The 23,503-nt window shown below is 53.4% G+C and carries 16 protein-coding genes; 15 read left to right on the top strand and 1 reads right to left on the bottom strand.

Annotated elements, in window-relative coordinates:
• The first annotated feature begins 60 nt into the window (after positions 1 to 60).
• From PLF13_09545 to PLF13_09475, 15 genes are all read left to right on the top strand, one after another.
• Positions 61 to 3,222 carry a LysM peptidoglycan-binding domain-containing protein gene (locus PLF13_09545; GenBank protein ID HOP07522.1) on the top strand — a complete coding sequence of 1,054 codons (3,162 nt, stop codon included), beginning with the start codon at positions 61 to 63 and terminating at the stop codon, positions 3,220 to 3,222.
• Positions 3,223 to 3,454: 232 nt separating this feature from the next.
• On the top strand, positions 3,455 to 4,918 hold the full coding sequence (locus PLF13_09540; protein HOP07521.1) for an AAA family ATPase: 1,464 nt from the start codon (positions 3,455 to 3,457) through the stop codon (positions 4,916 to 4,918).
• The gene (locus tag PLF13_09535) at positions 4,915 to 6,018 is read left to right on the top strand and encodes an AAA family ATPase (GenBank protein HOP07520.1); all 1,104 of its coding nucleotides are present in this window, start codon (positions 4,915 to 4,917) and stop codon (positions 6,016 to 6,018) included. Before PLF13_09540 ends, PLF13_09535 begins: the two co-directional genes overlap by 4 nt.
• A gap of 26 nt (positions 6,019 to 6,044) precedes the next feature.
• Positions 6,045 to 6,485 (top strand): type VI secretion system contractile sheath small subunit, encoded by a 441-nt coding sequence (locus PLF13_09530; protein HOP07519.1) that lies wholly within the window; start codon positions 6,045 to 6,047, stop codon positions 6,483 to 6,485.
• Between the two features lie 17 nt (positions 6,486 to 6,502).
• Positions 6,503 to 7,930, top strand: coding sequence for a hypothetical protein (locus tag PLF13_09525; protein ID HOP07518.1), 1,428 nt, complete (start codon positions 6,503 to 6,505; stop codon positions 7,928 to 7,930).
• A gap of 106 nt (positions 7,931 to 8,036) precedes the next feature.
• Positions 8,037 to 8,441 (top strand): type VI secretion system tube protein TssD, encoded by a 405-nt coding sequence (tssD, locus tag PLF13_09520; protein HOP07517.1) that lies wholly within the window; start codon positions 8,037 to 8,039, stop codon positions 8,439 to 8,441.
• Positions 8,442 to 8,521: 80 nt separating this feature from the next.
• Positions 8,522 to 10,291 carry a type VI secretion system Vgr family protein gene (locus PLF13_09515; protein HOP07516.1) on the top strand — a complete coding sequence of 590 codons (1,770 nt, stop codon included), beginning with the start codon at positions 8,522 to 8,524 and terminating at the stop codon, positions 10,289 to 10,291.
• A 9-nt stretch (positions 10,292 to 10,300) separates the two neighbouring features.
• The gene (locus tag PLF13_09510) at positions 10,301 to 10,675 is read left to right on the top strand and encodes a GPW/gp25 family protein (GenBank protein HOP07515.1); all 375 of its coding nucleotides are present in this window, start codon (positions 10,301 to 10,303) and stop codon (positions 10,673 to 10,675) included.
• Between the two features lie 24 nt (positions 10,676 to 10,699).
• Positions 10,700 to 12,370, top strand: coding sequence for a hypothetical protein (locus PLF13_09505; GenBank protein HOP07514.1), 1,671 nt, complete (start codon positions 10,700 to 10,702; stop codon positions 12,368 to 12,370).
• Entirely contained in the window at positions 12,367 to 13,278 is a 912-nt protein-coding gene (locus PLF13_09500; GenBank protein HOP07513.1) for a type VI secretion system baseplate subunit TssG, read from the top strand. Before PLF13_09505 ends, PLF13_09500 begins: the two co-directional genes overlap by 4 nt.
• 86 nt (positions 13,279 to 13,364) lie before the next feature.
• A complete protein-coding gene (locus tag PLF13_09495) occupies positions 13,365 to 14,813 on the top strand; it encodes a hypothetical protein (GenBank protein ID HOP07512.1) in 1,449 nt (482 codons plus the stop codon).
• Between the two features lie 11 nt (positions 14,814 to 14,824).
• Positions 14,825 to 15,754, top strand: a complete 930-nt coding sequence (locus tag PLF13_09490) for a hypothetical protein (protein HOP07511.1) — start codon at positions 14,825 to 14,827, stop codon at positions 15,752 to 15,754.
• A 48-nt stretch (positions 15,755 to 15,802) separates the two neighbouring features.
• Positions 15,803 to 18,016, top strand: a complete 2,214-nt coding sequence (locus PLF13_09485) for a hypothetical protein (GenBank protein ID HOP07510.1) — start codon at positions 15,803 to 15,805, stop codon at positions 18,014 to 18,016.
• A gap of 33 nt (positions 18,017 to 18,049) precedes the next feature.
• Positions 18,050 to 18,565 carry a hypothetical protein gene (locus tag PLF13_09480; GenBank protein ID HOP07509.1) on the top strand — a complete coding sequence of 172 codons (516 nt, stop codon included), beginning with the start codon at positions 18,050 to 18,052 and terminating at the stop codon, positions 18,563 to 18,565.
• A gap of 216 nt (positions 18,566 to 18,781) precedes the next feature.
• Complete coding sequence (locus PLF13_09475; GenBank protein ID HOP07508.1) at positions 18,782 to 21,922, top strand: T9SS type A sorting domain-containing protein; 3,141 nt, start codon at positions 18,782 to 18,784, stop codon at positions 21,920 to 21,922.
• A 93-nt stretch (positions 21,923 to 22,015) separates the two neighbouring features.
• On the opposite strand, the gene PLF13_09470 is transcribed toward PLF13_09475, so the two are convergent.
• Positions 22,016 to 23,500 (bottom strand): hypothetical protein, encoded by a 1,485-nt coding sequence (locus PLF13_09470; protein HOP07507.1) that lies wholly within the window; start codon positions 23,498 to 23,500, stop codon positions 22,016 to 22,018.
• Positions 23,501 to 23,503 lie beyond the last annotated feature (3 nt).

Raw genomic sequence — 23,503 nt, 5'->3', positions numbered from 1 at the left:
CCGTTCCGGCAGGTTGGTCCGGCCGGATGGAAGAAATAGGAATTCAACAAGGAGACGCGCTTGCCCCAGGAGTCCGTTGAAAAGCCGAAGACCGGTCGTCTATGCAGTAAAACCGGTCGTTTGTATCGCGCGCGGCAACCGCTTACTCCCCCTGATGCTTTCCGAGCGTTCCACTGGCTCGCCACCCTCAGCTTCATTACCACGGAAAAGCGTCACGAAGGCTCGATTAGCTCTTACCTGCGCGGCTATTGGTTCAACTTCAACAGCTATACCTGGGAAGAAACGCTGGTCAAAGGGGCGGGCAGTAAGGCGGTCGGAATCGGTTTCAGTATTGCCTCGTTCGGTGTGATTACGGCTGTCGGGACAGTTGTGGGGGGGCCTATCGGGGCGTTGATCGGAGCGGCGATCGGAGCGGTTTTCGGAGCGACTTCGGCCGTGGCCAGCCTGGCTGTTGGGGCGATTGTCGATCTGTCCTATCACAAGCTCACGCGCGAGGATATCGATGACCGCCTGACACGCAAAGACTGGCAGGAACGTTATCCCGAGGATGATCAGGACAAGAAGCCTAAGGGGCATTTGTTCACCGTTCGCCAACCGATGTCGTTATCGCAGATTGCCGATCAGTTCGACATGCCGGTAGAGAAAATCTGGGACCATCCGCGCAATGAGCTGCTGCAGTTGTTCGTCGAGGAGGAATGCGACGCCACACCGCCGACTGATTTTCTGCTGCCCGAGAACGAGATCATATACATCCCGGCCAAACCGGTCAAAGAACCGGAGGCTCACGATTTCCGCTATGATTCCCGCCGCCTGACCAAGCTGGTGCAACACACTCTGCGCGATTCGGTCGTTCATTTGCGCAAGGCGGTGGCGATCTATCAGCAGATGCCGGAGCGAATGCTGGGCGGACGCACCTATGTGCCGGGGGAGAAGGAAACGTTCGAAACGGTTCTGGAGAATGTGCGGAAACAGTATCCGCATTTCAAGTTCCGGGAGGAAGAGGTGCTTTATCATCCTCGCAATCCCGGGACACTCTCGATCCGGCCGGTCAAGCCGGGTGAAACGCTGGCCCAAATCGCCGACGCAGAGGGAGTTGCCTGGCATGAGATTCTCGAATGGGAGGACAACCACGACCTGCGATTTTTCTACATGCGCAAGCGGCTCTGGCCGGAAAAAGAGAAAAATCGGCATGTGGTTCTGGAGAATGTCAGGCAGGTTTGGATTCCGCGCGGTTTGATCAAGAAGCCGATGAGTTGGAAACACCGGATGTACGAATACGACGGTGAGTTGGAGATCAAGGACGAATACGCCTATAACTATGTCGAACCGGGCAAACCGATCTGGATCCCGGCGGCCGATACGCTGGCCGATTCCAACTTCAAGTCGTGCGAGGCGATGATCCGCGACGTTCAGATCGCCCTCGAGTTCAGGCATCATCTCAACAAGTATCGCAACTATTTGCTCCCGGCCATGAATCTCTGCCGCCTTTACCTCGATGTTTACGAGGAGTTCGCAGCGATTCAGGAAAAAGCTCAAGCGATGATCGAGGAAGCCGTACTGGAATACCAGCAGTACGCCGAGCATCGAGATTGCAACATGTGGGCGCAATGGCGCAATCTTCTGGATCGCTATGATATGGCTGAGCGCAACGACTGGCGCGACTGGCGGTTCTGGTTGTTCGGTCCGCGTTACGGCGGTCCCAACTATACGTGCATGCGCAAGGCACTCAAGGCGGCTCTCAAACAGGCCGGCAAGGGTGAGGAGTACACGGTCCAGTCGGGTGAGTCGTTCGACAGCATAGCCGAGAATTTCGATATCCCGGTTCAGGCGCTGGTGGCGCATAATTTCAGAGAACTCAAAATCGACCGAAATCAGGCTCGCTGGGATCCCGAGAAGCAGGAATGGGAGATCAGGGAGGCGGTTTTACCGGAGGGAACCGTGCTCCTGATTCCGGGCAAGAATGTGATCGATAAGATCGTCTATGCCAAATTCTGGGAAAAGCTGGGCATCACTCAGGATCGATCCGGTTCTCGCCATGGTGATTACTCGGATAACTATACCGCGAAAGTGTCAATCGTAGAGGTGGAAATCGACGACCTCAAGAAGGAACTCGATAAAGCCATCGACGAGTACCTCAAGGCGCTCGAAAAGAACCGTGAGACTCATCAGAAACATTGGCATGAGGCTCCACCCGAGCTGCGACGCTATTTCTACATGACTCAAGATATTCTACACGGCCTCGACATGCCCGGGGCCGGGGTTCGCATCAGTCATCGCTATGCCAATCTGGACATGCGTTATACGGTAGGAGAAAAAGCGCTGGCGGCGATCAATCATGCGGTGGGGGCTATCAATCATATCTTTAATTCGGCACTGAGCATGGGAACGGCGTACGGGGCGGAGTTCATTCCCGAAGTCGGGGCGATGGATGCCCTGAAGGATTTCTTCATGGGCGGCACGGGTAAAGCGATGGGTAACTACGTCGCCAAAAAAGCCGCTACTTCCGGTTCCTCGACAGCAGCCGATATAACCGAAGGAATTATCGGTTTCGTGATCGGTAAGGTCACCGGGAAGGCTTCCGACAAGGACACGAAGTCTAAAGTCACGGAGGCGCATCGCCTGAATTTTCTCAAGGAGCGCGTCGCGGTTGCCAACCAGTTGACCGGTTCCCATAAGAAAGACCCGCAGCTCAAGAGTCTCAAACATGCCGCCAAGGAAGTGGATGAGCTGTTTTTGAAGATATCGCGTCATGCTCATTGGGCATATAGTCATTACCAGAAGGATCTGTCCCGGAAGCTGGATGCGTTGGACAAGAACAAAGACAAAACCGGCTGCGGTCTGACCGGATGCCGGGACTGTGTGCTTCATTTTGACTCGCTTTATGAATACCAACATCAGGTAGACAAGATGGAGCGCTATCTGACGGCCAGTCTGGCGCTAATTAAAGGATTATTCGATTTCGACCGGTTCCTTGACGGTATCGAGAAAGAGTTGGAGCAGACGCTGGAGAAGTCTGCCGGTGAATTTATCGCTCACGGTGATCACTCCCAATGCCGGAATATCGTCTGGAGCAAGTTGCGCAAGGGTTATTGTTACGGTCCGTCGGAGAAAAATCCGGGGCGTCCCCGGAATCCGCTGCGAAGTCGGCCCGCATGGGATAAGCCGGAGCGACCATCCAAGGAAGGTCGTCCACCGAAGTCGGAGTTGGAAAGCGGCGATTAACGATTGAGCGAATGATCGAGATGATGGTATAAATAGTCCGTATTGTGGACAAATAAGATACATGATTGGACTGTCGAAAACAGCGCCGTTATAGGATTTAAGGGATATAAAAGCGCTTGACACTTAGTCAAATACAAGGCTATTTTTAACAATTGGGACGAGCATAGCGAAAACCCAACCTCGCACAGGAAAAGACAAAATTACTTATAAGCGATAGGGACATTGCATTCCCATGGATATTGCCAGTTATTCCTCTGATTCCCGCACGGTTATAAAAAACGCCCGAGAAGTTGCTGCCGAGTTTCGTCATCCCGAGATCGAGGTGGAGCATCTTCTGGTGGCGGTGGTGCGTCAGGAAGGGACTGAAGTCGAGTCGATACTGAATCAGCTCGACCGTAAACCCGGCATGGTGGCATCATTGACCGAAGCGTTTCTAAAGGATCAGTCAAGCCGTTCCTCAGCGCGAGACAAGTTAGCGATATCTCCCGCTTGTCAGTCGGTATTGGAGCAGGCGATCGAAGAGAAGAACAAGCTGTATGATACGCTGGTCGAGCCGGAACACATACTGATCGCGATCTTTGACCCCAAATCGGCTCTATCTCCGTATTTGCGGGACAAACTTGATATCCCCAAAGAGGCGATCTATCGCGCTATTGCCGAGGCCAAAGCGGTTCAGGAAATCGCTACGGGGACACCGTCAAAGGACAGCAGCGGCACGGGTGAGGGGGGAGGAGAGACCGGCCGTAAGGTGTCCGGCACATTGCGCTATTGTGTTGACATGACCAACCTGGCCGCATCGGGAGAGTTCGACCGCTGTATCGGACGTGAGAAGGAAACGGAACAAGTCATCCAGATTCTTCTGCGTCGTCGCAAAAACAGCCCGGTGCTGGTCGGCGGTGCGGGAGTCGGTAAATCGGCGATTGTCGAGGGATTGGCTCAGGCGATTATCGACGGCGACGTGCCCAAGGCGCTCCAGGACGTCAAGGTGATGGAAGTCGACATGGGTTCCATGGTGGCCGGCGCCAAATACAAGGGTGAGTTCGAAGAAAGATTTAAAGCGCTTGTGGGTGAGGTGGTGAAGTCGGGCGGCAAGGTCGTGTTGTTTATCGACGAGGTCCACACCATTTGCGGCGCGGGCGGCGGTGGCGGTATGGATGCCGCCAATCTGTTGAAACCGGCTCTGGCCCGCGGACAGATTCGCCTGGTCGGAGCTACCACCGAGGAAGAGTACACCAGGTATCTCGAAAAGGACAAGGCGCTGGACCGCCGTTTCGAGAAGGTTAAAGTCGAAGAGCCGCCATACGATGATGCTGTTCGCATTTTGAACGGTGTGATAGATAAATATGCCGAGCACCACAAAATTGCTTATACCCGCGAGGCGATAGAAGCGGCGGTTAAATACTCGCAGCGCTATCTCGGTGAGCGTAATTTACCGGATGTGGCCCTGGATCTGGTTGATGAGGCCGGGTCGCAGTTCAGTGTCAAAGAAGAGTTCGCCAAAGCCAAGTTGCCGAAGTTGGCCGAAGAGATGACCTCGCTCGAGAAATCGATCGGCGAATGCGAGGGTAAGGACGAGGAGAAAGACGCGGAATCGTTCGAGAAACTTCGCACCGCTTTCGATGAGTTCGAACGCGACATGGATCGACTCGATGAATACTGGGGCCATCGTCTCGAAGCCGCCGGAGGTGAAGAATGAAAGCCGAAAAACTAACCCTGAAGGATATGCGCGATTCGTTAAGCCGGCGCAAGAATCGTTTTGAAGCGCTCAAGAAGGTGATTGAAGGTCTGGAGCGTAAAATCGATGATTCCGATATCGCTTCGGTCGTAGCACGACGCACCGGTATCCCGCTATCCAAGATGATGACCTCCGAAAAAGAACGACTGGTCAAGATGGAAGATTTTCTGGGCGAGCGTATTATCGGCCAGAAGGATGCCATAAAGGCCATTGCCAATGCCGTTCGCAAGGCGCGGGCCGGGCTTAAGTTGCCCAACCGTCCGGTCGGTTCGTTCCTGTTCCTGGGACCTACCGGTACCGGCAAGACCTATCTGGCGAAATTGCTGGCCGAATTCCTGTTCGACGACAAAAACGCCATGGTGCGGCTGGATATGTCCGAGTTCATGGAATCGCATTCGGTGGCCAAGATGATCGGCGCTCCTCCCGGCTATGTCGGCTATGAAGCGGGTGGTGTGCTGACGGAAGCGGTCAAGCGCAAGCCGTTCTCGGTGGTGCTTTTCGATGAGGTCGAGAAGGCCAACCCGGACGTGTTCAACGTGCTGTTGCAACTTCTCGACGACGGCCGCCTGACCGACGGCCAGAACCGGACGGTCGATTTCAGCAATGTGATCGTGATCCTTACGTCCAACTACGCGGCGGATAAAATTCTCGATGCCGACCGCGAAGGTCGCGAAGTGAACATGGACGAGGTCCGTGGTTTCCTGTTTACCAAGTTCCGGCCGGAGTTCCTGAATCGGTTGAACGACATTATCGTATACCATTCGTTCACACAGGACCAGGTGGAAAAAATCGCCGGACTGGAGTTCAAGGGCTTAACCGGGCTTCTGCGCGACCAGAACATCAATGCCGAACTCAGCGCGGCGGCACAGCACAAGCTGGCTGTCGATGGTTACACGCTGGAATTAGGCGCACGACCGATACAGAGAATTATCGAGCGCGAGATTGTCAACAAGCTCTCGGTTGACATCATTACCGGGGAAGTCAATCCCGGTGATAATGTCACGATCGATGTGGAGAACGACAATTTCGTGTTTAAAACGAATAAGACCGACAAGACCTGATAGCATATAACTGACATGGAGGCATGATGGCAAAATTCATATTAGGCGCCACTGAGAAAGTGGCCCGTGATGATTCCGTCCCGGTCGAACTGCTGCCGTCAAACAAGCTGCTTTACATCGCTCGTTTGAACAACGAAGAAGACCCGGATGTCACGCCAACCCGCTGCAACAATCTCAAGGACGTGTTCGAGAAGTTCCGCCCCTCATTCGATGCGGAACTGGAGTCGCCCGACGGCGAGCCGATCAACGCCGATTTCGAGATCAAGACCATGAAGGATTTCACATCCAAGGAATTGATCGAGAAGAATGAAGCGCTTTCGACTACCTACTACCGCAAGGAAATGGCAGCCGATCTGGACAAGCAGTTGAAGAAGAATAAGGCCTTGCAGAAGACGCTGGCGGACAAAGACAAGAAGGATGCGCTTCTGAAGGCCGCCCAGTATTATATCGATCTTCTCAGCGAATAAACTGACGAGGGATTACCATGGACGAAATGGAAAGAAACGAAGCTCAGCCGCAACCCGAACAGGCGGCCGAAGCTCAGGCTAAGCCAGTTGCTGAGAAAATATCCGACGATGAATTCGCGGACATGTTGTCCGATAATTTCGGTGATTTCAAGAAGCTGGCGGATCTGTTACCTTCGTTCAAGACCGTCGACGGCGACCTGGTGCGTGGTGTCGAATGGCTTGATCCGAAGAAGGATTTTCAACGTAAAGAATTTTTGACCAAGAAAGATTTTGCCAACCAACGTCGACTGCTGGCCGAGCGACTCAAGCTCTGGGTGGAACAGCTTTCAAAATCCGACAACCTGGATGAGGTGCGCAAGAATCTCAACGAGGAAGCCACCAAGCTCGAAACCAACCTCGAGAAGAACATGAAGAAGGTTCATCGCGCCTCGCGCGAGTTGGAGACCACTTATCGAGCGATCGATAAGTTTTTTTCCAATGCCCAGCAGGAAGCGGACGAAAAAGTCAACGCGTATTTCGCCAATGTCAGCGCCGAAGAACTGGCTGATCCGGACGATAAAGAAAAGTTCGAACAGCTCAGCAAAGCGGTGGCCGATCTCTACCGTGAGTGGAGCATCAAAGAGTGTTTCGCCATGGCGGTCGTTCCCGGTTATCTGGGATCGGTCGAAGCGATGGACAATGTCGCCCGCCAGCTCGGGATGCCCAATAAGCTGCACGTCATGACCGACCTACCCAATTTCGAGAGTTTCGAAGAGGTCATGGACATGCTGGATGATCCCAACTATGCCAACCTCTCCGGCATCGACAATTACAAGCAGTACATGTCGGTATTTGCGAACTATCTGATGGCGCGTGAAGCCAACCAGTACGAAGATGACGACATGTGGATTCCGCCGTCGGCGGCAGTGGCCGGGATGATGTACCAGGGTGATACGACCATAGGCATGCAACAGCCGATGGCCGGTTTCAAGTACGGTAAGGTGGCCGATGCGAAGTATATCCGGTTTAAAGCCAACCAGCCGGATGCTTCCAAGATCAACGAGAAGGGCGTCAATCCGATGGTCAGTTTCGAGGGCTCGGCCGTGGCCATGGGGGCTTCGACCCTGTTCCAGAAAGAGACGTTCAACGTTTATTCGATCCGACGGACCTACGACTACGTCTATAAAACCCTGCGCAATTATCTCAACAAGCAGACTTTCTCGGTCATTGACCAGAAGTTCATTGACACCATGCGGCGCGATATCGACAAATTCATGAAGGCGATCTCCGGCGGAGACAACATCCTTCAGGATTTCCGAGTCGAGATTTTCGCCGATGAGGAAATGCGCAAGCGTCAGGAGATCGACATCAAGGTCGCTCTCAATCCGAAGTATCCGGCGCGGACTTTTAACATCGAATTTACCGCCTGGAACGAAGATAATCAGACGAACGTCAAGGACAAATAGCATACGACAAAATCGCGGCGGTCGGAGTAAGTATCGGCCGCCGCTTCAATCCGACAACAGAGAATCTGACAATAGAACCATGAACCAGCCATAAAGGAGTAAAGCTATGGCACGGAGACCAGTATTAGAAGTTGACGGTGTCGTGTACAAAAACGTGTACATGGTGACCTACGAACTGTATACGGCCAAGGATGAGACCGGACGTCCGTCCGACCGTGCTCACGCCGGTACCATCAAAGTGACGCGTGAGTCAGACGAGAACACCGATCTGGCCCGCTGGGCAATGGATTCCTCGAAACCGAACTGGAAGGCCGGCAAGGTCACGTTCAAGACGCCGGATGATTCCGAGATGAAGCAACTTACCTGGGAAGAGGGTTTCATCACCAGATACGAGGAAACGATCCCGCACATTAAGAACAATCCCGATGATCAGGTCTTCGAACATATCGAGATCTCCTGTCACAAGCTGACCATCGGAGACGCCGAAATCGACAACCGCTGGGAAGAATAATCGGTTTCAGTTGATTAAGGTTCGGGCGTCGAGCGGCGGCGCCCGAAACCTGCCACTGATCCGATTTCGGGAAGAATCCTATGCCAACTAATGCGATCCTGATGATAAACGGCAAGAAGATCGATGCCGATATTCATGATGTTTCGTTGGAGCAACGCATCGACGGTCACCATGTGCTGACAGCGACATTGCGCAAGACCGGCCAGGTCGAGAAAATGTCGGAATTCGAGGACCTCAGTGAATATCGCGACTTCGTCGGTAAGCCGGTATCGATAACTTTCGAATCGGACGAGATCCCGGGTACGCAAGATACCGTCAGGCTCGAATTCGTGTACGTAGTAACTCAGGTCAGTTACGATAACAGCTATGACGGGATCAATACCGCTCGCATCACGGGACACAGCCCGACGTATCTGATGGATGGAAGCAAACGCAACAAGATTTGGCAGGAGCAATCGGCGTCGAATATCATTAAGGCTATCCTGGGCAACCATTCCATCACGCAGGGAACGATTGAAACGACCGCCAAAAACCTCTCATACTGCGTGCAGTATCATGAAACGGATTTCGAGTTTATTCAGCGACTGGCGGCGGCCAACGGCATGTATGCATACTACGACGGCCGGGAGTTTCACGTTCAGAAGCCAACCAACTCATCGCCGATTTCCCTTACCTGGGGTTATACTCTGGCCGCTTTCACCGTTGGCGTCGGGACGGCCGTTGAGAAGTTCGACGGGGCCGGATATTGCCGTTTGAATAAGGAAACTTACTCGGGAGAAACTTCCGGTTCCCCGCGTCGCTCGCTGTCGGGACTGGCGGCGGTATCGCACCGGGCTTCGAAAAGCCTGTACCCGCAAGCCTCTTCTATCGGTGGCTTAGTCCCGGAAAGCCAGGCGGAGATTGACGGTGCCGTGGAACTGGCACGCATGGCTTCGATCGGGACAATGATTCAAGGTAAGGGGAATACCCGCGACGTACCGCTTAGCGTGGCTCAGAAAATTGATATTGAGGGGCTCGGCAACGAAATCAATGATTCTTACTTCATAACCAGGGTCGTTCATGCCTGGAAAATCGGTGAGTATGATTGCAGTTTCGTATGCACCAGCATGGATGCGGCTCAACCGGCGTTGCGCCCCAAACCGAAGGCTACGGATTTACAAGCCGCGATAGTAACCGGTACCGATGATCCCGAGAACATGGGCCGAGTTAAAGTGAAATTCTCCTGGACCGTTGACGGCCAACAGGCTGAACCCGACTATTGGATTCGCATGATAACTCCTCATGCCGGCGCCGAGCGAGGTTTCTTTGCCCTGCCGGAGTTGGGAGATGAAGTTATAGTAGCGTTCGAGGGTGGTGATCCCGATCGTCCGGTCATCCTCGGTTGCATGTGGAACGGCAAAGATAATCCTCCGACCAACCATCCGGCCGGATTCACTGCCGCCGATAACGACCTCAAAGTGTTCCGTACCAAAGGCAACAACGACCTGATCTTTGTCGACAAGTCAGGCTACGAAGCACTCAGTCTCGTTCAAAAAGACGGCAAGAATCTGATTACCCTGACTATGGATGGTCCGAAGATCATGATCGAGTCGGAGGGGGATATTTCGATCAAGGGAAATACGGTTACCATTGAAACCACTTCCGGTGATGTAGAAATCAAATCCGGAGCGAAGGTGTCGGTTACATCGACCGGTGATATGGAACTCAAGTCTTCGGGCAACCTCAAGGCAGAGGGTTCTATGAATTTCGAGGGCAAAGGAGGGACCGAAGCGAAACTGAGCGGTACCACGGTAAAAGTTGAAGGTACTGCCATGACCGAGATCAAGGGCGGAATCGTCAAGATCAACTAAGAATAACCAATGGATTATCTGTCAATACCTCTCGTCCTGCGCGAAGGACATCTTCCCAAGACCAATCTCAAGGAATCGATTATGTATTCCATCGGGTTGGTGTTGTCGACACGATTGGGATCTATCCCTTTCCGCAAGGATTACGGATGCGATCTCTGGGAAAAAGAATTCTCCGATATGCTCACGACTAATAAAGCTGATGTTCGAGCCAGTCTGCGCAATGCTATCGGTAAATACGAGCGACGGCTCTACAATGTGACGGTGTCGTTTACCAGTGAGGATTTAGGCGAGGGACACAATCTCGGTATGCAGGTCAAGGTGACTGGAAACTACCGGGACGACGACGATGAATTGAAGTTTGAAGCCCATTATGATTTAGGCTAGATCGAGGAGACTGAGGCTGAAATTATGAGCCAACGCGGTTCTCTAACTACGGAACAGATTTTTGCCCACATGCATCGTGACCTGCGGGCCTGGAATCCCAAAATACCGGAATCCCCGGAACGGCTCGATCCGATTCTGCGAATCCTGATGGAAATGTATGCTCATCAGTTATCGGGGATCGACAATGAGATCGGTAAAACCTGGCAGGTGGCATCGGAGTCGTTGATCAAGGCGATGTCTCCCGAATGTCAGCGCTGGCCGGTCCCGGCTTACACGGTGATGCGCTGTTTGCCGGTGGATCCGGTAGTTGAGGTCGATCCTAATACGCGCTTCTTTTATAAGGAAAGGCGTGAGGGCGGTCACATGCTGTTCTTTTCGGGCATCCGTCCTGAGAAGATTATCAAAGCCAAAGTGAAGCATATCCTGCTTCAATCCGACCATGCCGTAACCGATATCACCCCTCCCGATGCCGCCGCTTCCGATCGCCCGCCGACAACCGGTGTAACCGCCGCGATTACCGCCGTCAACCGCGCTTACGTGGCGGTGGAATTCGAGGGAACGCCTTCCAATCTGACCGATGCGCTGATTTTCGTTAACGGCGACCCGGAAGCACTGGCGCAGGTGCGCTGGTCAAAATGGTATCCGGGCAGCAATTTCGGCTCGTTCTACGAGGATTCTTCGTTCTGCCCCGGATTATCTTCGGACCTTGACAGCATCTTCCCGTCCGGTAAAGAAGTGCTCGACTGGGGTGGCCTTCGCAAGAGCTCCGACCTGTTCGTGCGTTTGAAAGATTCGTTTGTTTGTCTTCCTGAGATGTTTACCTCGACCTGGGAGCCGGGTCCGTTGGATAGTGCTCTGGTTGAGATGATGCGTCGAAGCAGCCTCAAACCGGAGAATTACGAGGGCAGCTATTATTGGATCAGGATCGATCTACCGCCCAAGGGGGATCGGAGTCGCCTCGCGTACGGTCTTCAGTTTTATTTCGATGCTATGCTGGTGGTGAACAAGAACGAGATGCGATTGTTCAAACACACCGGCGGGGATAAGCTCGTGGAGATCGAGTTGCCTGAAGATATCGAATCGATTGTCGAGATATCGGAAGTCATTGACTCGGCTGGTGAAAATTACGTGGCGATACATGAGGCTTCACCGGGAGGACCGCGCAAATTCTATGCGATTGAAAATCGAGAAGAAAAACTCGTCATGTGGTTCGATTATTCCAACTCTCTGGAACCTCCTCCGGATTCGCTTACGGTCACTTATTCGGTAACGGCCGGTACCGAAGCCAACGGTGTCGGCGCCGGTAAAATAGTCGAGTTGTACGAAAATCATCCCGGACTGGATGAAGTTACCAATCTCATTCCTACCGGAGGTGCGGTTCCGGCAAAAACCGACAAGCAACTGGTAGATGAGGCTTCGGCGCGGCTGCGTAATCGCGACCGGGCACTTAGCTATGAAGAGATTGCCGTCTGGGCGCAGACGTTCGATCCGCGGATAAAACGCGCCGTGTGTGAGAGCGGTGTGCAGCGGATCGGCAAGGGAGTTTGCCGGTGTATCGTGGTGGGATTATTGGTCGATGGCGAAGCATTCCATTCTCAGGACGAGATGGATCTTCTGTCGGAGCGGCTCGAATGCTTCCTTAAATCACGGTCGCCGGTTAATACCCGCTTCAGAATCGAGTTGTCGACCAAATGAGTGCGTACCCGATCATCATGCCGGACCTGACCAGCCGTCGGCATAAATACCATTTCGTAACGGCTTTGAACCTGCTGTTCAAGCTAGGTGTCAGTTTAGATCGAGTGGAATTGCTGGCGGACGGTGAATACCAGAATTACAGGGGAGAGATCGTCTCTCAGGAACCGACCAAAGGTACTCCCATTGACCGTAACGACACGATCAAACTCCGGGTGGGTTTCCGTAGCGCTGTTGATTTCATGCCGTACCAGCTTTTCTATGGACTCAGCGGTATTACCGACCGCACCGACAGTTGGGACGAGCAGGCACGGAGACTAATGGCGCCATTCGATGCCGAGGCTGTCAGATATCGAGCGCTGGCGACGAACGAAACGCTCAAAGCCCAGGCCGGTCTGGTAGATCTGGAGCATCTTAAACGGTTTCTGAAATTATTCCATTTCGATCTGATACAGGATAAGCCGGATGTGGAAGAGGCTCTTTTCTGGACAGCAGCGATGCCGCTGTTCAATCACTGGTCCGGGAATGCCAAGCTGGTTTGCAGTGTTTTGGAATTCCTGTTTGGCTGGAAATTCCGCATCGTGGAGAACATAAAGAGCCGTCATTACATCCCCCCGAACCTTCAGACAAAACTGGGGACGAAGGAATCCCGGTTAGGTGTGGAGACAGTTTTAGGAGGGGGCTTTACTGATTATGATTCTGCCTATGAATTACAGGTGCGTGATGTCAAACCGGAGCAGGTTTCCGATCTTCTTCCGGGACGTCCCCTGCGAAAGAAACTTGATAAGGTATTGCGTCTTTGTATGCCGAATGACCTTGATGTGAAGCTTAGAATAACCGTTAAAAAAGGTGACTTGCGTCTCGGGAAAACCGGGCTGAAACAACATTTAGGTTATTCGACCTATGTATAACGTAAGCAGAAATGTGATAAATCCAATTAACTTGACATGATATTGGCAGGTGCATAAATTCGGATCTGAACCTCTGAGGCAAATTTATGAGCGACTTGAACTTATATTCGGTTAACTGGCAGGATGGGATGCTTCTCACACAGCGGCATCTCAAAGATCAGGAAAGATATTGTGAAGAACTGGCGCGATGGTATGCCGTGAGCGCCGGTGATAATTACGGATTAATCCGCAAGTCGCTTGCCGGGAAACCGGCGCTGTTGCTGGAAGCGATGGCCGGCTCCGGGAAACTTCAGGTTGACTTGATCCGTTGTCAGGCGATTACGCCGGATGGCTCGGTGATTGAAATCAACGAAGGGAATGAAGCCGCGGTCCATGCCGAAACGGATCTACCCAGCGGCTCAGTGGCGGTTTATGTGGCCATAGGTCAACCGGCTAAAAAACCGGTCGGTGATCCGGACCCGGATGAGGATCCGCCCAGGATTCCGTCGCTGGCAGGCAATTACAGCCTCCACATCGGACAAGCACCGTCGTTGCCGCGCGGTCAATACCTGCAGATCGCCCAGCTTGCGGTTGACGGCAACGAAGTTGCCGAGGATCCGAATTTCTTTCCGCCCTGCCTGAGTCTTTATGCCGATGAACGCCTTCTACAGAAGGCCGGGGAATATCGCAACCGTCTCGAGAATCTGCTTTCGCTGGCTTCGCGGGCTTACACGGCCATAGCTGCCGAAGGTGCTATGTCAAGCGAGAAAAGCAGTCTCCAGGCATCATTTCGCCAGACGATTTTTCAGTTCGCTTATCACATGTCTGCCTCGCTGGATCAGTTCGTGGTCGGGCACAATGCCCCGGCGCCGATTGAGCTGGTTATTTTCTTCAAGCGCCTGTTCCGCGTGTTGACCACACTGCTTAATCTGCAAGCCGGTCTCAAGGATTACCTTAACGAGCGGTTTTTCGTTAAGGAGGTCGGGACCAATGTGGGCCAGTTCATGTCGCAGGTGGATTCATTCCTGCTGGCCGATTACGACCATCAGAATATCGGCGGGCATCTGCGCGAAATCGACACGATCCTGTCGGTCGTGCGACAGATGATGGGATTCCTCGCCCAGGTTAAAAAGGATCAACTGGGCGCCCAGGCGGTAGCGACCGATTCGCTGACCTACCAGGGGCAGACCTATCGCATTCTTGATTATGGATCGGTGCGGCTGGAGCAGATGGGTGAGTTGAGTTATCTGCTGGTCGATATCAGCAACCCGTCACCGGTGGCCGATACGGTAATTCTTCTTAACAAAGACCTGTTCGATTCCGGTATCTGGACTCGCATGCAGATTCGTTTGGGGCTTAATGAGGCTCGTGGTCTGGGCGAGACGGATCCGGTGGAGATCGATGTCACTACCTATGGCTCCAAGGTCGCCCTGCATCCGCAGGATATGCTGAAATCGCCGTCGGTCAATCAGGTAACGCTTATTTTCCGGGGCGCTCCGGACCCGTCCAAGTTCGAGGGCCTGAGCAAGATGGACCTGAGTGTATACTCGATTTAGGATTGGAATAGATGCAAGACAGTTTAGCGGTTAAATCTTACGTCGATGATCTCTTTCGTTATCTGCAGTCATATGAATCGGATTCGCAGTCGTTCGAGACCGAGGCGTTTCTTCAAACATACAACGGCATCAAGGCGGTTTTTCACGCCTTGCGCGAGCAGCGCGATAAGGCGGTTGAGGTAGATCGTTATTTTCTCGATATGATTCGTCAGTCTCCGCTGACCAGTTCCGATTTGCGCCAACTGACGGTGCAGGTATTGGTGACGTTTTTCGAGGCGGAGGCGGATATCGACGGGCGTTCGAACAAAGCGTTTTCGTATATTCGCGGTCTCCGCGCGGTCAAACAGGACGTACCGTATTTCGAGAATCACCTGGTGCCGCTGTTGTTCGTTGAGGGAGCACTCAACAACAACTTCCGGCTGAACGAATTCTTCATGAATGAGGTCGGTCGTTATCTGAACACTTTCGGACGGCCGCTCAACACCGGGGCCTCACCGGAGCAGTTCTCCGCTCTGGCGGAACCGGCCAAGTTTTTGGAGCTGGTACGGCGACGGCTGCAACTGGGAGAAAATCTGATCACGGACCGGACTTCTTTGGAGTTCCACCTGCAACGAGTCGGCACCTTCAATAAAGTGGGGCAGGGAAGTTCCCTGGCGCATCGCTATCTCAAGCATTTCGGCTATTTGCAGGAGGCCAGTTTCTGGTCTAAAGTCGGCAAGTTTTTCGGTGAATTGGGCGGAAAGATCAAAGGAGCGTTTTCCAGTTCCCGATATACGAGGCTTGTGCTCAGTCAACGCAATCCGGCTTATCTGTTCTACGGATTGATAATCGTCATCTTTCTGTTCCTGGCGATCTGGGTGCCTATGAAATGGAGTGACTACGGTCACGAGCGTCTGGACCAAATGCAGGAGCGAGCCCACGAGCTGCAGAGCAGCCGGTAGGCGATGAGAGTATGTTGGACTTAATAACGGCAAGGATGTGAGTCAGTCTTGAAACTGGGCAAGATATTTAAGTTGGCCAAAAAGGGCTCCAAGATGGCCTCCCGGGGCTCCGGTACCGGCGCCCCCGGCGAGTTCGATTGGCCTGATGGAGTACGCATAGCTGTCTACGGTCATGCCAACTCCGGCAAAACCGTATACTTCACGGTTCTGAACGAAGACTGCAAGATATCGCGTGATCTTCAGATATCGGTTAACGACAACGCCACGGCCGGTGAGTTTCTTCAGAACTACCGCCTTCTCTGGGGGATCGGGGCTACGACCAGTGTCGGAACGGTAGTCGATCTCAAGGAAGAGAAGAAGTTCCCGAATTCAACCAGAGGCGACCGGTTACTTCAGTTCAACGCCATTCTCGACGGCGACAAGATGCCGGTCGTTTCGTACGACTACGACGGCCGGGCGGTGGAGATCGGTGAACCGCATGAGTTGACCAATAAAGTCAACGATTTCGTCCAGGGCGCCGACGGCGTTTTGTATTTTTTCGATCCCAAATCCCTCGGAGCTGAAATCCAATGCCAGGCCCATTGCGCATCGTTCGTGAACATGCTGGAACGGCTGGCGCCGCTGAACAAGCGGCTGGATATTCCGGTAGCGCTGGTGATTACCAAAGCCGATATCCTGCCGGGATTCAACTCCGATGCCCAAACGGTACTGGTACCGCCGGAGGAGGAGAGCTATCTGGCCGAGGATTACGAAATTTTCCTGGAGCGAATCCTTTCGAGCAATCGCATTCAATCAGATACGGCCTGGGCCGGATCGGTGCGAGATACGTTGGTCAAGCTGAAGGAGTTTCTCAAGGTCGTAGTGGGGCGCACACTCAACTTCCAGATTTTCTTCGTCTCGTCGACCGGGCAGTCCCCGGAAAAAATCGGCACCGATGTCGGTCGCTCGATTTATGCCCCGCCGGCCAAGATCACGCCGGTCGGTGTCAAGATGCCCTTCCGCTGGGTGCTCGAATCGATCCGAAGGAGCCGGAGTATAGCCAAATTCCGTAAACTGGCAAAATACGTGGCGGTTCTCAGCCTGATTTGGGTCGCGGCTTTTTCCGCTCCGTATCTGTATCATTTCCAATGGCTGCTTGACCGAACAACAGCCGTCGAAACCGATATCCTTAATTCTTACGACGGCAATGTACTGAACACCTCGAGCGATGAACGTTCCAAGATCATCCGGGCTTATGATAAATATGAGTATTCCTGGATCGCTAAGTGGTTGTTCGAAGATTTCCTCGTTCCGGCGCGGCAGATCAAGAACTATTACAAGAATTTTAACATCGGTGAGGCGATCGGAAAACTGGACGGAGTCCTCGCTCGCGAGACAGCTATAGTCAAGGACTCCGCACTCTGGCCGACGGTGAATCCGGCCAACGATAGCCTGGTGTTGAACGAATCGCATACTAAACTCGAAGCCGATCTGGGCAGCTTCCACCAGGGAGATGAGACCTCGATCTTGTATACACGCAGCGGTCGTGCTCTGGTTTACTGGGACTTGTTCAAGCAGGCAATCGTTAATCCCTCCGACAGCGCTCCCTGGGCGACTCTATCGCGCCAGGTCAGTCATGATCGCGGATTGTATGCCGGCGATATGAGCCCGAAGGAGAATACTCTTGGCGATGCTCTGATCGGCGCCTCGACCGCGCGTGAAAAGCGTAAAGTCGCCAGTCAGGCAGTAGCTAAAGCCGCCGGTGAGTTTGATGATCTCGTGGCAAAGATCAAGCGCAGCGACGATCCTGAATACCTGCTGGTGACAGCGGTCAAGGAACTAAAGGCGATTCGTTCCAAGCTGACCTCGAATCCGGCGCGTGCGGAGGATGTCGAGAAGATCAATACCTATCTGTCACAGGCTTCGTATTTCGACAAGAGCCAGCAATACAAGTTCACTCTGACCAACTGTCCCGACGGACACCATCTGCATATCATGGTGAAGAAGGGAGGCGAGGACGGCTCCTGGCCGATGGGTAAGCAGCTTCTTAAGGGGCGCTCCAGCAGCATCACCTGGAAATCAGGCGATCAAATCGTGATTGCTCTCGATGCCAACGATCACGGCGGCAACGGTGAACAATGGGGCGAGGTCTCCAAAGCCAAGGTCGAGTTAAAAAGCAAGACGGCGATTTTTGAAATGAACGGCAACATCACGTTCCCGAGCGGAGAAGTCATAAGTATTAGTCTCGATGACGATCCCAAGGATAAGTTGCCCGGTTTTTAGGATATCGACAAACAAACATATCAGGAGATAACAATGCGATTCCATACCAAGCTCTGCGGCCTGGCTGTTACCCTGCTCGTGATTCTGCTGGCCGGCGCGGTGTCGGCTGAGATTGTCCTGCCCAAGGGACATCCGGTCAAGGTCGTGTTTGATAAGGACGTCTCCAGCAAAGATGTCAAGGCCGGCGACCTGGTGCCGATCAGGCTGTTTACTCCGATCGACTTCGGCGGGATCATTCTCGTGCGTGAAGGCGCTACCGGTACGGCCCGGGTGGTTGATGCCCAGAAAAACGGAACGTTCGGTAAGGCCGGTTTCGTTGAAGTTGAGCTGGTTGAGCTTGATTCCGAAGGTTTTTACGAAGCGGCCGACGGCAAGAAAATCCAATTGACGGCAAAAGCCGGTCCGTTGCGTGCGGAAGGGAAATCCAAGAAAACGATCTCGTTTATCCTTGGGTTCGGCCTGTTGATCAAGGGCACTAACGGCGTTCTCCCGGCTCAGCAGCCGATTGAGGCGGAATTATCCGAGGATATTATCCTGTTGAACGAGTAGCTCGGACCAGATCATTCGATCAGATTTAAAAAGGCCGGTTAAAAACCGGCCTTTTCTGTTGAATGTTATAGGGGGCATCCCGGATCCGTGGTCTTTGCTCTTGACTGTCGGATACGTTTCTGTAACTTTGGGGCAGATCAACCACACAAGCCGAGATTCAAAAGGACCGCAACGTGACTGTTGTCCGGCCATCTTCATATTGAAAGGAATAAACTCGTGAAGAGTAAGATAACTGTATTGCTGTTGGTAACGGTTTCTGTCATGACAGTAATGGGAAGCAGTATAACTCGGGCAGCAACGTACAAGGTCCCGTCGGACTATAAAACCATTCAGGATGCTTTATACGGCAAAGTGACAGACGGCGACACGATCATGGTGGAACCGGGGAAATACTCCGGAGACGGCTTCCGCGATCTTATTTTTCCCTTTGTAGTGATTCATTTGACATCGGAGGCCGGCGCCGCCGGTACGAGCATCAATGTGGAGGGCGACGCTGAAACGAACCATCGCTTCGCTGCGATCGGAAGTGATAACGGCCCCAGCGAGGGTTCTACGATTGAAGGTTTCACGTTTACCGGCGGCTATGAGTCCTGGAATGCGGGGGCGATAATTTATGATTATGGAACAAGTACAACTATTCGAAATTGCATCTTTCGTGATAATGTCGGCGGTGCTTACCAGGGTATTTATTTCGAAGGTACTATCGCAAACTGCACTTTTCTCAACAATTATATGCCAACCGGCGAAGAGGTCGATGGAAAAGGCGGTGCTATGCAGCTCTTGTATTCGGCTGGGACCGTGACCGGTTGTACGTTTGAGGGAAACACGTCCGATATGAACGGTGGGGCATTGTATTCGCGTGAGTCCTCGACAACAATTTCCAATTGTACTTTTGACGGCAACAGCACGAGCACCGGGGGAGCGCTGTATACGTATGGTTCGGGTTTGCAGGTTACGGGCTGCCTTTTCATTAATAATGCGGTGGGCGGTTATGGCGGCGCAATCGCTATTGATGGCTATACCAGCCCGACCTTTATCGAGAATACAATTGTGGGCAACTCCGCGAAATACGGCAGTGCGGTGTACGTCAACACCAACCTGGGGATTGACGCAAGAGGTGCATCGCCGATGGTTTCCCTGGATGCGATGGCCTCCACTTTTACCGCCAACCTGATTGCTTACAACACCGGTGCGGCAGCGTTCTATATCGCCGAGAACGGCGGCTTCACGTTTGGTTGCAATGATATATACGGCAACTCCGGCGGCGACTGGACCGGTGGTATTGCGGGTTATTTGGGACTTTCCGGTAACATTTCGTCTGATCCCATGTTTTGCAGTCAGGCTACGGGTGACTTCACCGTGACGGCCAACTCACCGTGTGCCCCCGATAACAACACCTGTGCTCGTCAGATAGGTGCTTACGATGTGGGCTGCGATGCGGTGAGCATAGTGATCGAGCCGACCTCGGTCTTATTCGCAATAAACTACAATACGGGTAATCCGACCGACCAGACGGTTGATATCTCCAACGGCGGCGGCTACGAGTTGAATTGGGCGGTTGATTACAGTGCGTCCTGGCTCACGGTTGCACCGGTTGAAGGGACCAACAGCGGTCAGCTCACATTGAGTGTCGATGTGACCGGCTTGACGATAGGTTCCTATTACGACACGCTGGTGGTGGTCGACGGCAATGCGATCAACTCACCGCTTAATATCCCGGTGCAGCTTGATATCACTTATTCCGAACCGCCGGTGTTCGATCCGATTGTCACCGAAGCTACGGTTCTTACCGACGGCGAAACGCCTCGTGTGATTGCCTATCAAGGTGAGTCGTTGACGATTTCCTATCATGCTACCGATGCCGACGGCAACATCCCGGAGATTGGCTACGAAACGATTCCAACTGGAGCGACCTTCGTTGCCGGAGGCGATGGTACCGGAGTCTTTACCTGGGATCCGGTTTCGGCTACCTCGGGGCAGTACGACTGTATCATCACGGCCTCGGATGAATCACAGACGGTCTATTCCTCGGTCATAGTCGAGATCAATGTCGCTCCTTCTTTCTCAACCGCCTGCAACGTAGCTACGATCGATGAGGGGACATCCTGGTATTGCGACTTTACGGTGGCCGATCCGGTCAATCCCGAGGGTTACACAACGAATGTCACCGCCGCCGACCTCCCGGCCAATGCCTTGCTGGAGTTCATCGGAAGTATGACCTGGCGTTTGACTTTTTCGCCGGACTACACGCAGGTGGGACAGAACTATACGTTCGATGTAGTTGCCGATGACGGCTTCCGTCAGGCTGTTGAGTCAGTCTCGCTGACGGTATCCAACGTCGTGCTTCAAGTGGTGCAGGTAACGCCTGACCCGGATTTGGCCGATATGATGCTGCATGATTCGATCATAATTCAGTTTAACGAAGCAATCGACGTCAGCACTATGGGGAACGGAGTGGTAATTACCAGTGCGCGTGGTTCGGCTTTCCAGCGCAGCTACAACGGTGATACCTACTCGGTGATATTGAAACCATCGACCTACGGCATGGAGCAACTCGACACCATCAACGTTGTCGTCAGCGGCGGCCTGCGCGATCTGGCCGGTCAGTGGATGAGCGAGCCTTACACCAGAACCTTCTTTTCCGGAGCGCGGGTGTATCCCGGCGATGCCAACAACGACGGCATCGTAGATGAGCGCGATCTTTTACCGATGGGTCTCTATTGGAGTCGCACCGGTCCGGCTCGTCTGGAGGAGGCCTCACTCGAATTCGTCGGTGTGATGGCTCATGTCCGTTCCGGTTCCAGTGTCTGGACTCCCGCACCGGCAGTCTATGCCGATGCCGACGGCAACGGCTTGATCGATGCCGAGGATATCTGCGGATTGGGTGAAAACTGGTCGGCCACGCATTTGGTTGAGCGATCCCAGGAAACCGGTTGGGCCCTATCGGAAGAGAGTGTCGCCGGTGAAGTGATTCAGCAAATGCTCGCCGCCGCGATCGAGTGTCCCGAGACGCCGGGGACAAAACAGCTCAGGGAGATGCTTCAGACCGCTCTCGGTGAAGCGGCTCCGGCTCTGCCGACCAGCCTGACACTCTACGGTAATTATCCGAATCCTTTCAATCCGACCACTACGATCAGTTACTATTTGCCCGAGGCGGGACAGGTGACAGTGGAGATATTCAACCTGCTGGGACAACGGGTGGCGACTCCGGTCGATCAATCGTTGCCGGCGGGGTATCATGCCGTGGAATGGAACGGTCGCGATCAAAGCGGTGCAATGGTGGCCAGCGGCATTTATTTGTATCGTCTTTCGTCTGGCTCCGAAATCAAGACCGGCCGGATGATGTTGCTCAAATAGGATTCTCTGAAATTTATCCAAAATGAAAAGCGCCGGTCGATTGACCGGCGCTTTTTCGTTCATATCGCGTTATTGCGATGATGCAAGAACGTGTCAATACTCAACGGTTACGCCAAGCGCCTCCAGAGCGGGGATGATCTCATCCGTCGAAGCGGTGCTGAGCGGATTTCCGGTGACATACAACTCGTCGCCCGATCCCATGCTTTCAAGCAGAGGGGACAGGTCGTTGATCAGGTTGTTCACCAGCTCAAGGCTGGAGATATTGACCAGGGAAGAAAGAGCCGAGATGTCGTTGATCTGGTTGTCGTCCAGATCAACGTACTGTAAACCGCTCAGACTCGCAAGTGGGCTGACATTCCTGATTTGGTTGTCGCTGAAAACTATCGCCGTGAGATTCGAGAGTTTCGAAATGGGGGAGAGGTCGATGATGTTGCAGCCGTTTGCTTCAAGCGCCATCAGGGAGAAGCTGTTGGACAAAGGAGAAAGGTCGCTGATCTCATTGACGCCGATCAGTAACGTATTCAGACTGTCCAGTGCATCCAGCGGCTCAATGCTGGTAATCTCGTTGCCGACCAAACTCAGCACCCGCAGGCCGGCCATGTACTCGATACCGGTCAGGTCCTGAATCCCCTGAATGTTCGCCACCAGAGCCTGAACTCCGTTCACATCGGTCACGTAAAGAGTGCCGGTTGTTTTACCGATTGTCTGCCGCACCGCGGCTTCCAACGCGGGGTCCGGGAAAACGACTGTTTCCGGAAGAGTGCGGTCGACAATCACCATGGCGGTATCAGTTGCGATTTCTTCGAGCGGGATCTCCGTTGCCCCCTCGACCCAGGTGACAGCGGTCGGTGCGATCGCCAGCAAAGCGGTGTCCACCTCTGGATCGGAGGCATAAGTGCTGAGGACAAGTGTTACCAGATTGCCGTCGCCGGAGTCATCAACGATTGGTGTCATAGCGTCGGTGCCTTCATTGCTCACAGAGAAGGCGAAATAGCCTTCCTCCGGAACCGACGTCCAGAACAGCAGCAAGTCCGTATTAGTTGACGAGAGATAGGCGCTGTCCACTTCAACGAAGGAACCGTCCCAATAAATCCGTCCGGCCAGTCCGAACAGCCCCGGCAATTGGTCGACTCTTACCTGCAGGTAAAGAGTCGATCCGGACGAAACCGTTGACTCCGAGGGAAGAAGTCTTATTGACGGCACCGAGGGATAGACCGCGATCGTGATTTGAAGCTGAACGCCGATTGAGACGGACATGATCGTCACGCCTTCGAGTACAACCTCGCCGTTTTCATCCAGTGCCTGAACGGCGAAGCGGCGATTGAGTCCAACCGGTACGTCGACATAGCCTTCAAGGTATTGGCCGTTTCGGTACAACGGCGCAATGACCGAGTCCATGTCCGGTCCGGTCACAACGATGCGGTATGAAGTGATTGCCTCCGCCTGTTCCGCCGAGGTGACGTTGAGCTGAATAGCCACGACATCAGGTTCGGTGTTGGAAGAGGGATTCGAGGAACACCCGACCAGGGCCGACAGGGCCAGCATGGTCAGGAGCGGCAGGATATATAACTTTTTCATCTG

This window comes from Candidatus Zixiibacteriota bacterium, from assembly GCA_035380245.1.
In the GTDB taxonomy this organism is placed as follows: Bacteria; Zixibacteria; MSB-5A5; order GN15; family FEB-12; genus DAOSXA01.
Note: the sequence above shows the minus strand (reverse complement) of the source record. Positions and strands in the feature narration are given on the sequence as shown.

Excerpts from the sequence above, each read along its gene's own strand:
- PLF13_09510 (HOP07515.1), top strand. The coding sequence starts at position 10,301 with ATGGATTATCTGTCAATACCTCTCGTCCTGCGCGAAGGACATCTTCCC.
- PLF13_09525 (HOP07518.1), top strand. The coding sequence starts at position 6,503 with ATGGACGAAATGGAAAGAAACGAAGCTCAGCCGCAACCCGAACAGGCG.
- PLF13_09530 (HOP07519.1), top strand. The coding sequence starts at position 6,045 with ATGGCAAAATTCATATTAGGCGCCACTGAGAAAGTGGCCCGTGATGAT.
- PLF13_09535 (HOP07520.1), top strand. The coding sequence starts at position 4,915 with ATGAAAGCCGAAAAACTAACCCTGAAGGATATGCGCGATTCGTTAAGC.
- PLF13_09515 (HOP07516.1), top strand. The coding sequence starts at position 8,522 with ATGCCAACTAATGCGATCCTGATGATAAACGGCAAGAAGATCGATGCC.
- PLF13_09540 (HOP07521.1), top strand. The coding sequence starts at position 3,455 with ATGGATATTGCCAGTTATTCCTCTGATTCCCGCACGGTTATAAAAAAC.
- PLF13_09480 (HOP07509.1), top strand. The coding sequence starts at position 18,050 with ATGCGATTCCATACCAAGCTCTGCGGCCTGGCTGTTACCCTGCTCGTG.
- PLF13_09495 (HOP07512.1), top strand. The coding sequence starts at position 13,365 with ATGAGCGACTTGAACTTATATTCGGTTAACTGGCAGGATGGGATGCTT.
- tssD (HOP07517.1), top strand. The coding sequence starts at position 8,037 with ATGGCACGGAGACCAGTATTAGAAGTTGACGGTGTCGTGTACAAAAAC.
- PLF13_09470 (HOP07507.1), bottom strand. The coding sequence starts at position 23,500 with ATGAAAAAGTTATATATCCTGCCGCTCCTGACCATGCTGGCCCTGTCG.
- PLF13_09500 (HOP07513.1), top strand. The coding sequence starts at position 12,367 with ATGAGTGCGTACCCGATCATCATGCCGGACCTGACCAGCCGTCGGCAT.
- PLF13_09505 (HOP07514.1), top strand. The coding sequence starts at position 10,700 with ATGAGCCAACGCGGTTCTCTAACTACGGAACAGATTTTTGCCCACATG.
- PLF13_09490 (HOP07511.1), top strand. The coding sequence starts at position 14,825 with ATGCAAGACAGTTTAGCGGTTAAATCTTACGTCGATGATCTCTTTCGT.